This window comes from Bacillus cereus group sp. N8, assembly GCF_016483685.1.
Lineage (GTDB): Bacteria > Bacillota > Bacilli > Bacillales > Bacillaceae_G > Bacillus_A > Bacillus_A proteolyticus.
The window spans coordinates 162,527-174,944 of the sequence record NZ_JAEHBK010000001.1 but is presented as its reverse complement, the minus strand read 5'-3'; the positions used below and the strand labels follow the sequence as shown (position 1 = coordinate 174,944).

Genomic DNA, 12,418 nt, shown 5'->3' with positions numbered 1-12,418 from the left:
CACCGTACATATATACAATCTATTTACGTTAGTATTGTATATTCTTTTGCTTGTAAAAGATTGATCGCTGCGTTCAAATCTCTATCCATTACATTGCCACATTCACATGTATATACCCGGTCAGACAGCTTTAAATCCGCTTTCTTTTGACCGCAACATGAGCACAACTTTGACGATGGATAAAACCGGTCTACTTGACGTAATTCAATTCCATATTCCTCACACTTCGTCAAAAGCCACGTTTTAAAAGCATAAAAAGACTGCTTGACAATCGTTTTAGATAGATGTTTATTCTTCAGCATATCTTTCACATTCAAATCTTCCACTGTAATAAACGTTGACTTGGTTTTCACCACATTCGTTACTATAGACTTTACATACTCTAGTCGAATATTCGCTAATCGAGCGTGCAACTTTTGCACCCTAAGAACAGTTTTATCTATATTCGCTCTTTTATTAGTAACAGATTTTTCACCTCTCTTTTTTAGATTTTCAAATTTACGCGCTAAAGAGCGTTGTTCACGTTTTAACCGTTTTTCTATCTTTTTTACTTGTACTGTTTTATTTATATTTTCGTGAATTTTTCCATCGCTACGTACAGCGAAATCCTTCACCCCTAAATCAATCCCTAAACCTGTTGAATGGAGTGTTGGCTTCGCTTTTGTTTCTTCCAATTCGCAAAGCACAGATACAAAGTATCTTCCTGCTCTTTGATATACTGTGCCACTTTTTACAGTTGCATTTGTAAGGATATATCCATATTCTTTTAATCTTATCCAACCAATTGTGGGGATTTTTATTCTATGCCTTTCTACTGTCCAATCTGTTTTGTTGTTTTTAGGAAAATAACACTTCACATCTTGCTTCTTCTTTTTCTTATATCGCGGAAATTTAGATAAACCCTTAAAAAATCGCTTAAAAGCTTTATCCCCGTTCATAATCGCTTGTTTTACAGCTTTACTTGATACTTCTTTTATCCACTGATCACATTCTTTTGTATAGACATTGTTCAACCATTTTGAAAAGTCATACCCACTTAGAAACTTTCCTTCTGCTTCATACAACTCTTTGTTTTTAGAGATATACAGGTTGTAAACATACCTACACACACCAATCGTCTGATTTATTTGGGTTACTTGTTCTTTTATCGGATGGATTTCTATTAGATATGCTCTTTTCATAAATCTTCATCCTCCGTTATTTTCTTTTTGTATTTCCTTAACCCGTAAATTCTACAACTGCATACATGAACGATAGATATCAAATCCTGAAGAAGTTCTTCTTGTGGAGACAACTTTTCATTATTTACAATGATAACTTCATCTACAATCATCCCTCGTGCATTTACAAATGTTTTCAAAAACTCAATCTGACTCTCTAAATCATCTTTTTGTCCTTGGTTTGATACTCTTGTGTAAATAACTGTTTTACCTACTTTATTTTCTTCTTGAATACCCATATATTCTCTATATTGTCTTTCTGTATAGTATCTTCTCTCCTTTGGGTTTCGATAAGTAATTAAAACACCTTGCTTATCCCATATTTGCAATGTATTAATAGACACATTGATCATCTCTGAAAACTCTTTTGGTTTATATTCCACTACACATGCCAACGTTTATCTATGTTTTCACTTACTGTTATTTCCTCCTAAAAAGAAAAGTGAGGCATTTCGCCTCACTTTTCTTTTTAATTAGCGTCTTCCTTTATTTGGATCGCCGCCGCCAACGATGTCAAAGACACGTTTCGCTATGTTTGTATTCTCTTGAACCCCAGAGAATAAGTATTTACCTGGTCCGAATGCATATACGTTTACATCTTCACCTGTATGTCCACCCGTTGTCCAGCCTGTAACCGAACGCTTATTGAAGATATCTTCAATTGCATTATCAATCTTTGTTACATCTTTTGATGGAGCGATATCATTTACAGCTTTAATTTCTTCTGGTGTTAACTGTAAATCAATATACTTTTTCAATGTTTCTTCTACATTTGCACCTTTTGCAATCTCATTTGCCATAAAGTCTGGCGTACGTTTCGCAGCTTTAATCGGATCTACTTTAAAGTTATATTCACCATTCGCACCTAAAGATAAACCGCCAGTAGAATGATCCGCAGTTGCAACAACTAATGTGTTCTTATCTTTTTTCGCAAACTCAATCGCTGCTTTAAATGCTTTTTCGAAGTCTTCCATTTCACTCATTGCACCGACAATATCATTATCATGTCCAGCCCAATCAATTTGACTACCTTCGACCATTAAGAAGAAACCATCTTTATTTTTGTTCAGGCGCTCAATCGCTGCATTTGTCATCTCTTCTAATGACGGTGTTTTATCATTACGGTCAATCATTTTATCTAAACCACCTGGTGCAAATAAACCAAGAACTTGATCACTTTTATCATTTAATAATTGATTACGATCTGTTACATAACTATAACCAGACTTCTTAAATTCTTCTGTAAGATTGCGGTCTTTTCTAACAAAGTTATTTACACCACCGCCAAGCATAACATCTATCTTATGCTTACCTTTAATTTTCTCATCAAAGTAATCATTTGCAATTGCGTCCATATTTTTACGACTAATATCATGTGCACCGAATGCAGCTGGTGTTGCATGCGTAATTTCAGAAGTTGCAACGAGTCCCGTTGACTTCCCTTTTTCTTTCGCTTGCTCCAATACTGTTTTCACTTCAGCTTTATCATTATCTACTGCAATAGCTGCATTATATGTTTTTATACCTGCTGACATCGCAGTAGCTGCCGATGCAGAGTCTGTAATATTTTCATGTTCATCTTCTGGATATGTTTTTTGTGTTCCTACAAGATGTTTATCAAATTCTGTAGATTCCATCTCAAATGTTTTTGGATTATCTTTCATATAACGATGAGCTGTCATATATGAAGGCCCCATACCGTCCCCAATTAATACGATGACATTTTTAATTTTTGCATTGTTTCCGTTCTCATCTGCATTCACCTCACTAGAACGCGTAAAATTCCATGTTGCTACCGAAGTAACTGCTAACGACGCCACAACTGCAAATGGCCATGCTTTTTTTACAAACTTTTTCACTGTCTTGTCCCCCTAATTAGGTTATTCATTTCCCACTATCAAATTTAATAGAAGACTGTTAAGAGAAAATGAGTTATATGTAAATTTTTTGTTAACTTATGTAAATTTCAGTTATAATTTGTATAAGTTTGTCTTTTCATATCAAGCATACTCCCCTTTACAAAGATAAATATAAACATGTTGGATTTCTTTTAATACGAACCTATTATTTTACATTTCGTAATATTATTCTTATTTTTTCAAATTTAAATAGAAATATGGTGAACTTTATGAAAACAGTAAAACTAGACGAATCTTTCATTCCAGCCTTACTCTCTCTTTGCGAATCAGTTGGGTGGTTACAGCATGCGAGTTTTATGAAAGAGCAATTCCATATGTACCTTTCCCTTGGTACAGTTTTTGGCTATGTACATGAGAATAAACTTATTGCAGCGGGCGGGGTCTTTTCATTTGCCCCTGGATTTTCTTCTATCGGTATGTTAATCGTGCATCCTGATTTTCAAAGAAAAGGAATTGGCCGTATTTTGTTAAACAATAGCTTAAAAGTAACTCATCCATCGCTTCCTATTACGCTCATTGCAACAAAAGCTGGCGAACCCTTATATGAATCTTATGGATTTCAATCAATAACAACAATTCATCGTTTCGAAAAACAAGCTACTTACAAAAATACAAATTTTGTCCCTATAAAACAAATTCAGCAAACAGATGTTCAATCTCTAATTTCTCTTGATCAAACTGCGACTGGTGCACATCGTTCTAAGCTTTATTTATCACTACTATCAAGAGCAATTCACTCATTTAAAATAGAACGGGATAATCAAATAAATGCCTTTGCTTTATGCATACAAAAAGGAGATTTACTATGTATTACCCCTCTGATTTCAAAAAAAGAGAAGGACGCTATTCAGTTATTAGAAATAATTTGTAACTCGTGGAATGGGACGATACGCATTGATGTCCCACATTCACAATTCATATTCCGCCAATTTCTTCAAACAGCAAATTTCCATGAAACACTTCTTTCACCTCTTATGATAAAAAATGGGGATCAACTTCCTGGAAATCGTAATATACTATTTGCTATGATAGATGCAGCGTTATGTTAGAAAGGGGACACCTAATTGAAGCGATTTAGCTATTTTATGGTAGGTTGTCTTACTCTTACACTATTAGTAGGATGTAGTGCAGCAGAAAAGCCAGTAGAACAAGTAAAAAATACAATTACCACGAAATTAACTACAGAAGAAAAAATGGTAGAGATAGATGGTCAAACGATTTACTTTAAAAAGATTGGTGATAAAAAACCACCTTTACTTATGATCCATGGATTTGGAGGATCATCCGATGGTTTTCAAAAGATTTACTCAGATTTAGCAAAAGATCATACGATTATTTCTGTTGACGCCTTAGGATTCGGACGTTCCTCTAAGCCGATGGATTTTTATTATTCTTTCCCAACTCATGCAAATTTGTATTATAAGCTAATGAAAAAACTAGGATATGACTCATTCGCAATACTGGGACATTCGATGGGGGGAGAAATTTCTCTTAATTTAACATATTTATACCCTGAAGCGGTTACCCACCTTATTTTAACTGATGCTACAGGCGGCCCTCATACGCTCGTTAATAAACAAGGTTCACCAAAACCAAAGTTGTCGACTGATTTAAGTGCCGTTTCTTCTATTGCAGATTATGATGAGGGCAAAGTTAAATTCAAGCGTAATGATGAAGAACATTATAATAAAATGAAATTATGGCCTAGACGTCTTCAAATCAATGCAAATGAAATCAAACAACCAACTTTAATTATATGGGGAAGAAATGATAGTAGCGTTTCTTGGAAAGAAGGAGAAACTTATCATCAATTCTTAAAAAATAGTACTTTCCATATTATCGAAAAAGGTTATCACGCACCATTTCGTCAAGAGCCACAAGAATTTGTAGGGTATGTAAAAGATTTCTTCGGGAAAAATCCTATAAGTGCTGAAAAATAAACGGGTATCTCATGTTGAGATACCCGTTTTCATATATTAAGCAGCTTGCTTTTGGCGTTTTTGAGTTTTTGATCCTAGTACTTTTGGAATAATGAAGCCATCAACTCCAATTTTCCCAGCATTCATACCAGAAACAAGAACGAACATCGATAAAATAACCATCTCAGGGTTCACACCAATTGACCCACTAAACATATAGGAAAAGTTCATTAAAAGACCGAAAAAGACCGCTGTTTTTGTTAAACAGCCAACAATTAAACCAATTCCTACTAAAATTTCTCCCCACGTCACAAGTGTATTAAATAAGTCAACGTTTGGAATTGCAAAATCTTGTAAGAATGATGCCCACCAAGATTGAACAGCTGGTTGTGCTCCTTTAGATTTTTCAATTGCACCTTGTAAATAACCAGTTGCATCGAATCCTTTTCCTTGCAGTTTACCGATTCCAGCCATTACCCATGTGTAACCAAGATACACTCGAACTATCGCTAATACAAAAGAAACTGCTTTGTTTTCTCTTAAAAATTGAATAATCATATCTTCCTCCTAAAGTTGTAATTAAGTCAGTTACAGATAATATAATAACATTAGTTACTTACTTTTGAAATGTTAATTATGAATAATTTGTGACATGCATAAAAACATTAAATACTAACGTTTATATAGTAACTTTTATTACCCGCAAAAACTTGAACATATCATACCACAAGTGATAATCATTTTCATTGAAGAAAATGTAAAAAAAATGTGAGTTAAATGTGAAACGTATTCATTCGAATATAGAACAAATGCGTTTCATATTGTTTATATACTCGAAATGTACATGTCTTCTCATCGATTAATCTCGCTTCTCGAACAGCTTCTCCTAACGTTTTGTCATGGGAAATAAGCCTGTAAAATAAGCGTATTGTAAACATAAGTACTACATTTCCACCTACATAATCTATCGAGCTAACATACGATTTGGCATCATTCTGTAAAATCGATTCTACTAGTTTCAACTCCCCAAACTTATACCAATCATTTACAATATGTGTAATATGCAATTTTGCATATTACTTAATTTCTGCTACGCCAAAGTATCCCCTCTGCTCGTTTAAGTCGTATACATTTTCCCCTAAGTCTTCCATTACAAATTCCCTACCCTATAAGTCAATTTCATACATACCCGTTTCTTTCAAAAAATCAGCTCTAGTTAAAGCGACTTTCTGTAAATATTGCCTATACGCTGTAATTGTTCCATCATGTGAAACGATACAAATTTTTTCTGCTTTTAACTGATAGCACCAGTGCAGAAATTCATCTACTATTTGCTGAAACTCCTTCTCCAAGATGATATTGACTCCCTCATTCCATAACAATTCATTTGTACTTTCTTCTAATGAAAAATGTGGAAATAAATTTTCAATTATCTTTCGATCTAACAATTGATCGCATGGCAATGTTTTGGCGGATTCCCGATAAGGAAAAATACGCGGGGATACATATGGATGAACAATTTTTTGACAAGCAACTTCCTCACTCCATATTGTCGCAGTTTGTAAAGTTCGAAGTGTAGGACTAACGATTAATATATCCTTTTCTTGTAATGGTACATCGCGCTGAAGCAATTTTGCCTGCTTCTTTCCCACACCCGTCAATGACGGATTCACCGCTTGTAAACTTAATGATAAATTTTTCGTATGCTCACCTTCACCATGCCGAACAAAGACAAGTTTCATTCTCCTCTTCCTCTCACTAGAAAATGGTCTCACATATTTCTTCCCTATTTTTTTCTTTACTCCTGCTATTTTAAAAAGCAGAATGTAAAAAGTATTTGACATCAATATTTGGAAAATATTATGATTTTACACATATATATGTAAAACACTTTTTACAATAAGGGGAGGGATATAAATATGAAATGGATTATCATCTTTCTCGGAATAATCATATGGGGATACATAAATGGCTTTTTTATTAGTGATAAAACTGCTAATCCTTGGATTACAGATGATGAACGTAAAACGAAAATTAAGCAAAAAGCAATTATCGCAAGCTGGTCCAGTGTTCTCATATTTTGTATCATGAACCTCTTAAACAAATGGTTAGGTTTAGAAACGAGCGATACATCACCTTATTTACCAGATCCTGTCGCAACTATTTTTAAAGAAAATATAGAGTTACAAATTTTACTTATGTTATTCATTACGTATGGACTATTTTACTTATACTACCGAAGAAAACTAAGCGCTTAACTTTTATATCATGATTATCCTCCTAAATGGTTATAGTAACTAGGACGTAATAAAAAAAGGAGCGATATAAAAATGAGTAACTCAAATGACTTTTTGGATACATTACATGAAAAACAAGCAAAAGATGAACAAAATAGAAAGCGCCAAGGGAACGGAAACCCTGCGAAAAAAAAGCCAAATAAAACACATAAATAACATTAAAAAACCTGCCTAAAAATTGTATTTTAGGCAGGTTTTTTTACTCGTCTTTAACCGAAAGGACATCTTCCCAATTCCATTTCTCATAATACCACTCTGGCACATCTATATTTTCAATCCACTTCTTTTCATATTTCCCATCGCTATGAGCAATCCATACATCAGCTTTCTTACGATTCGAACGGAGCCACATTAATTGGTTACTCTTCTTAATAAAAATAGGATTATAATCACCTTGGCTATTAGATGGCTTTGTAATTTGATGTTGTTCATCGTTTATACTATTTACCTCATATAAAGATGGTAGTGGTCTTTTTTCTAGAGGTACAGATAAATCTGCTTCCTTTACCCTTGAAATGATAATTACATTATCGTTCTTCCATGTGAAATCCCAATCAACATATCCTTTTGGAGTAAATGTGTTCTGCTGTAATGCCGGTAGTTCTTTTACTTTTAAATGTTTATTCTCTAATGCAACTCTCCCACTTCCTTCAATATAGGCTAATATATTTTTGGATGGCGCCCATTTGAACCATTGTGTGTTTAATAACATTGGATCTACTGTTTCAAAACGACTGCCGTCTGATCGAATTAAGCAAAGTGTATTACTATCCGCTGATAAAGAAGCTGTTGGTACTGCCAAAAACGAAATCCACTTTTGATCTGGCGACCACTTAAATCCACTTCCAACTAATGCTAAAAAGTCATCATGCTCATTCGGTAGTGCATATAAATGTTTCATCTTATGAGGATTCATATTTGTATCCTTTTGTATTTCATATAACTGAGCACCTGTCCACCCTGTTGGAAGCAAGTACGCTTCAGAGGAAACAAAAAATCTCTGTCCGTCTGGGTACCAGGCATAATCCCCTACACCATTGGCTACATTTTCAAAATCGGCAATCTTTTTTTCTGCATCAAATGTATTTAATGTACCTGTAAATATAAATGCAATTATATTCTCTGTTGGTGACCATTGATAATTCGATGCTTCTGATTGAGATGGTGTAACTTTCTTTCCATCTTTCAGCCGATACAGTTCAAAATGATTTCGCTTCTTTCCTTTTGCATATGCAAGCCATTCTCCATTATGTGACCATTTCGGCCCTGTTATGTACTCTCCTTTTGTAATTTGTTTTTCTTTCTCGCCGACTTTAATCCATAGATTATGATTACGAATAAAAGCAACTTTCACTTCATTGCTTTCTGCGCCTTTAATCGCACTGGAACAGAAAAAAAAGAACAAAATCATGATTACACTTACTATAAACCTTTTCATATAGCACCCCCATTTTCCATCTTTAGCATTCCTCATATTCGGCTTACTATATGCAAATTTTATCCATTCGACATAATCCCAAAAAATTTCCCAAGAAATTTTCAATTCAAAGAGGATTGGTATGAATTATGTCGAAAATATAGTTTAGCCAACATTCGTTTTTATATTTAATGATAAAAATGTAAGATAACTTTTCGGAATATTAGCACTTTTTATTAGGGGGAGTTTCAATGAAAAAAACTACATCCACACTATTAAGTATGGCGCTCGTCTTTTCGAGTTTTGGAGCTTTAAGCGCCCATGCTGAGTCACTACAACAAGAGAAGCAATTTAGTCCACAATTAAAAGCGAATATTGAACAATGGGGCGAAAACAAAATCGCGCAAAATGTTGAAACAAAAACATCAAAAGAAATTTCAGTCATTGTAGAATTGCAACATGCTCCACTCGCTTCACAAAGTAACATTCAGCATGCTCCGGATCTAAAAAATAGCAATGTGCAATCATACCATGCACAACTAAAAAAGGCACAAGAGGATACAACAAAAAAAATTAAAGAAAAAGCACCGAAAGCAACAATAAAAGAAACGTATAGTACGTTATTTTCTGGATTCTCTATTTCTATCCCAGGAGATCAAGTTGCTGCTTTAGCTTCTTTACCTGAAGTAAAGGCAATTTATCCGAACTTAACATATAAGTTACATGAAACATCAAAAAGCGCTACTAACGAAGAAGCACCAAATATCGGCGGACCGACAATTGGTGCACCTGAAGCCTGGAATTTAAAAGGTCTATCTGGCAAACCGCTTGATGGAAAAGGTATGAAAGTAGCTATTATCGATTCAGGTGTAGACTATACCCATCCTGATTTACAAGCAAATTATATTGGTGGCTATGATACAGTCGATGAAGATAATGATCCGATGGATGGAAACGTCCACGGTACCCATGTTGCTGGAATTATTGCTGGTAACGGAAAAATAAAGGGAGTTGCTCCTAATGCTTCTATACTAGCTTACCGTGTCATGAATGATGGTGGTACTGGTACGACCGAAGATATTCTTCAAGGTATTGAGCGCGCTATTCAAGATGGTGCCGATGTTTTAAATCTATCTCTCGGTCAAGATTTGAATGTACCTGATCAACCTGTAACAATGACGCTAGAGCGTGCAGCAAAACTTGGTGTTACTGCGGTCGTCTCAAATGGAAATGATGGACCAAAACCTTGGTCTGTTGATGCTCCTGGTAACGCAAGTAGTGTCATCTCTGTTGGAGCATCCACTGTTTCTATTCCATTTCCAACATTCCAAGTAGCTGGTTCCAATAAATCTTATCAAGGATTACCGTTATCAATAGCTAATTTCCAAGTAGGCAACGATGCTCAGCTTGTATATGTTGGCTACGGTAATTCAAGTGATTATGCTAAACAAGATGTAAAAGGTAAGTTTGCCCTTGTTTTACAAGGAACTTCGAGCACATTAGTAAAAGCAGAACAAGCGAAACAAGCTGGCGCTCTCGGCGTGCTATTAATTTCTAACGAAAAAGAAATTAATATTATGCCAGAATATTTCGTACGCGAAGATTTAGCTCTTCCAGTTATGCAGCTATCAAATACGAATGGTGAAGAGTTGAAGAATTTAATTACAAAGCGTAAAAAAAATATAAAAATTGGGCAACCAAGCCAGACGGAGCTAATTGGTCAATTTAGTTCAAGAGGGCCATCACAAGGAAGTTGGCTTATAAAGCCTGATATTGTTGCACCTGGAGTACAAATTACTAGTACTGTACCAAGAGGCGGCTATGAATCTCACAACGGAACAAGTATGGCTGCGCCACAAGTAGCGGGAGCCGTTGCCTTACTGCGTCAAATGCATCCGGATTGGACGACAGAACAATTGAAATCTGCTCTTGCCAATACTGCAAAAACATTAAAGGATGTCAATGAAAATACATATCCTGTTATGGCACAAGGATCTGGTTTAATTAACATTCCAAAAGCAGTCCAAACAGATGCATTAGTGAAACCGAATAACGTAAGTTTCGGTCTTATTAAACCTAATAGCGGCAAAGTGAAACTAACACAAAATATTACGTTACAAAATCTTTCTAATAAAAAGAAAAACTTTTCAACTCGTATTGAATTACTAGATACAAAAACAAAAATCCAGACTTCTTTCCCTTCTTCGATTAGTATAAAACCTAATAGTAACATCGAAAAGCCTTTTACTATTACTGTTGATAGCTCCTTACCACAAGGCGTATATACAGGAAATCTATATGTAAAAGAACAAGGCAAGACTGAAGAAATGCGTATTCCATTTACATTTAGCATCGATCCAAAAGAATACAAGCGTATTAACGGCCTTGAAATCGTTAATTCTACTTTCAGTCCAAATAATGACAAAATACTAGATGATAACCTAATCAATTACTATTTAGTTACGCCAGTTGAGGATATAGCGTTTCATGCTAATTTAATTACGAAAGACCGTGTGACATATCAAGGTATGGTGTATCAAGGTAAAAACGAAACACCTGGTTATAAATCTTTCAAATGGAATGGTACAAAAACTGATGGATCCCCTCTATCTGATGGCTTATACCAAATCGAAGCTGTTGCTTCTAACTCTGGCGGAGAAACAAAGCAAGCAGGAGCTGTGTTTATCGACCGAACTGCACCTAAGTTAACATACGAAGTTGACCAAGAAAACCTTGTAATTACAGGAAAAGTGGATGATATCCTACTAGATTGGATGACAGAATCTGGTTGGATAGCACCTGGTATTCCAGTGAGAATGCAATATGAAATTAACGGAAATGGTGTATGGGAAAGTGCATTCCTAAATTCTTGGGAGAAAAATTACGGCATTTATTTCGATCGTAGCCAATTACAAGAAGGAAAAAACACAATTCACATCGTAGCAACTGATGCAGCCGGAAATACAACCAATTTAAACGTTGATTTGGAAATAAAGTAATATTTTTTTGTTGACAAGCTTTTAAACATAGTTTTATAATACGAAACATAGTTTAGTTGAACAAATTATATATCGGCTTTGAAGGAATACTAGTAGCGACTTATATCCCTGTCTCAGAGAACTGATGGTTGGTGCGAATCAGTACACATACAAGCGTGAATTACAATTCTGGAGCTTCTTTCCCATAGTGCACATAATGCATGAAGAGAAAGACGGAGTTTTCCGTTATCTTAAAGTGAGTGGTAAACAATTTTTCTGTTTACAATTAGGGTGGTACCGCGATTTTTATCGTCCCTATCGGATTTTCCGATAGGGGCTTTTTTGCGTCCTTCCCTTTTATACAACTTCATATATACGCATTGAAAGAATCGCAGTAGTATATTATATCCCTGTTACAGAGAGCTAATGGTCGGTGGAAATTAGCACATATATAAGTACGAATTACAATTCTGGAGCTTCTTTTTCGTAGTGCTTTTATGCATGAAGGAAAAGACGGAGTTTTTCCGTTATCATGAATTGAGATGTAAGTGTATTTTCACTTACAAATAGGGTGGTACCGCGATTCTTTCGCCCCTATCGGATGTTCCGATAGGGGCTTTTTCTATTTCTCAAAGAAACAAATGTTAAATAATTCCGAATCTTATGAT

The 12,418-nt window shown here is 35.0% G+C and carries 11 protein-coding genes, 1 pseudogene and 2 other annotated features; of the genes and pseudogenes, 5 read left to right on the top strand and 7 right to left on the bottom strand.

The annotated features are described in order from the left end of the window. Positions 1 to 23 precede the first annotated feature (23 nt). From JDS80_RS00880 to JDS80_RS00870, 3 genes are all read right to left on the bottom strand, one after another. Positions 24 to 1,181 carry an RNA-guided endonuclease InsQ/TnpB family protein gene (locus JDS80_RS00880; protein ID WP_414645716.1) on the bottom strand — a complete coding sequence of 386 codons (1,158 nt, stop codon included), beginning with the start codon at positions 1,179 to 1,181 and terminating at the stop codon, positions 24 to 26. Next, positions 1,178 to 1,573: a MerR family transcriptional regulator gene (locus JDS80_RS00875; RefSeq protein WP_414645715.1), complete on the bottom strand. Its 396-nt coding sequence runs from the start codon at positions 1,571 to 1,573 to the stop codon at positions 1,178 to 1,180. Before JDS80_RS00875 ends, JDS80_RS00880 begins: the two co-directional genes overlap by 4 nt. Before the next feature lie 120 nt (positions 1,574 to 1,693). Next, positions 1,694 to 3,079, bottom strand: a complete 1,386-nt coding sequence (locus tag JDS80_RS00870; protein ID WP_199636810.1) for an alkaline phosphatase — start codon at positions 3,077 to 3,079, stop codon at positions 1,694 to 1,696. A gap of 269 nt (positions 3,080 to 3,348) precedes the next feature. On the opposite strand from JDS80_RS00870, the gene JDS80_RS00865 reads away from it, so the two are divergent. Both JDS80_RS00865 and JDS80_RS00860 read left to right on the top strand, forming a co-directional pair. Further along, positions 3,349 to 4,188 carry a GNAT family N-acetyltransferase gene (locus JDS80_RS00865; RefSeq protein ID WP_199636808.1) on the top strand — a complete coding sequence of 280 codons (840 nt, stop codon included), beginning with the start codon at positions 3,349 to 3,351 and terminating at the stop codon, positions 4,186 to 4,188. 15 nt (positions 4,189 to 4,203) lie between these two features. Next, the gene (locus JDS80_RS00860) at positions 4,204 to 5,079 is read left to right on the top strand and encodes an alpha/beta fold hydrolase (protein WP_199636807.1); all 876 of its coding nucleotides are present in this window, start codon (positions 4,204 to 4,206) and stop codon (positions 5,077 to 5,079) included. A 36-nt stretch (positions 5,080 to 5,115) separates the two neighbouring features. Here JDS80_RS00860 and JDS80_RS00855 read toward each other — a convergent pair whose 3' ends face one another. The 3 genes and pseudogenes from JDS80_RS00855 to JDS80_RS00845 form a co-directional block, all read right to left on the bottom strand. Beyond that, a complete protein-coding gene (locus JDS80_RS00855) occupies positions 5,116 to 5,616 on the bottom strand; it encodes a DoxX family protein (RefSeq protein WP_000586624.1) in 501 nt (166 codons plus the stop codon). Positions 5,617 to 5,831: 215 nt separating this feature from the next. After that, positions 5,832 to 6,218: pseudogene (locus tag JDS80_RS00850) on the bottom strand (hypothetical protein); the annotation flags it as partial. Positions 6,219 to 6,224: 6 nt separating this feature from the next. Next, complete coding sequence (locus JDS80_RS00845; RefSeq protein ID WP_071771696.1) at positions 6,225 to 6,800, bottom strand: histidine phosphatase family protein; 576 nt, start codon at positions 6,798 to 6,800, stop codon at positions 6,225 to 6,227. 177 nt (positions 6,801 to 6,977) lie between these two features. Here JDS80_RS00845 and JDS80_RS00840 point away from each other — a divergent pair, with 177 nt between their 5' ends. Both JDS80_RS00840 and JDS80_RS00835 read left to right on the top strand, forming a co-directional pair. Continuing rightward, positions 6,978 to 7,316: a phosphoglycerate mutase gene (locus JDS80_RS00840; RefSeq protein ID WP_199636806.1), complete on the top strand. Its 339-nt coding sequence runs from the start codon at positions 6,978 to 6,980 to the stop codon at positions 7,314 to 7,316. 72 nt (positions 7,317 to 7,388) lie between these two features. After that, the gene (locus tag JDS80_RS00835) at positions 7,389 to 7,511 is read left to right on the top strand and encodes a DUF4023 domain-containing protein (protein ID WP_000071861.1); all 123 of its coding nucleotides are present in this window, start codon (positions 7,389 to 7,391) and stop codon (positions 7,509 to 7,511) included. A gap of 43 nt (positions 7,512 to 7,554) precedes the next feature. Here the strand turns inward: JDS80_RS00835 and JDS80_RS00830 are convergent, their stop codons facing one another. Further along, positions 7,555 to 8,793, bottom strand: a complete 1,239-nt coding sequence (locus JDS80_RS00830; RefSeq protein ID WP_199636804.1) for a TolB family protein — start codon at positions 8,791 to 8,793, stop codon at positions 7,555 to 7,557. 230 nt (positions 8,794 to 9,023) lie between these two features. Here JDS80_RS00830 and JDS80_RS00825 point away from each other — a divergent pair, with 230 nt between their 5' ends. Beyond that, positions 9,024 to 11,771 (top strand): S8 family serine peptidase, encoded by a 2,748-nt coding sequence (locus JDS80_RS00825; protein WP_199636803.1) that lies wholly within the window; start codon positions 9,024 to 9,026, stop codon positions 11,769 to 11,771. Between the two features lie 69 nt (positions 11,772 to 11,840). Continuing rightward, positions 11,841 to 12,070: a binding site (T-box leader), on the top strand. Between the two features lie 51 nt (positions 12,071 to 12,121). Continuing rightward, positions 12,122 to 12,349 (top strand) — a binding site (T-box leader). Positions 12,350 to 12,418 lie beyond the last annotated feature (69 nt).

Excerpts from the sequence above, each read along its gene's own strand:
- JDS80_RS00825 (WP_199636803.1), top strand. The coding sequence starts at position 9,024 with ATGAAAAAAACTACATCCACACTATTAAGTATGGCGCTCGTCTTTTCG.
- JDS80_RS00845 (WP_071771696.1), bottom strand. The coding sequence starts at position 6,800 with ATGAAACTTGTCTTTGTTCGGCATGGTGAAGGTGAGCATACGAAAAAT.
- JDS80_RS00875 (WP_414645715.1), bottom strand. The coding sequence starts at position 1,573 with ATGATCAATGTGTCTATTAATACATTGCAAATATGGGATAAGCAAGGT.
- JDS80_RS00880 (WP_414645716.1), bottom strand. The coding sequence starts at position 1,181 with ATGAAAAGAGCATATCTAATAGAAATCCATCCGATAAAAGAACAAGTA.
- JDS80_RS00865 (WP_199636808.1), top strand. The coding sequence starts at position 3,349 with ATGAAAACAGTAAAACTAGACGAATCTTTCATTCCAGCCTTACTCTCT.
- JDS80_RS00830 (WP_199636804.1), bottom strand. The coding sequence starts at position 8,793 with ATGAAAAGGTTTATAGTAAGTGTAATCATGATTTTGTTCTTTTTTTTC.
- JDS80_RS00835 (WP_000071861.1), top strand. The coding sequence starts at position 7,389 with ATGAGTAACTCAAATGACTTTTTGGATACATTACATGAAAAACAAGCA.
- JDS80_RS00855 (WP_000586624.1), bottom strand. The coding sequence starts at position 5,616 with ATGATTATTCAATTTTTAAGAGAAAACAAAGCAGTTTCTTTTGTATTA.
- JDS80_RS00840 (WP_199636806.1), top strand. The coding sequence starts at position 6,978 with ATGAAATGGATTATCATCTTTCTCGGAATAATCATATGGGGATACATA.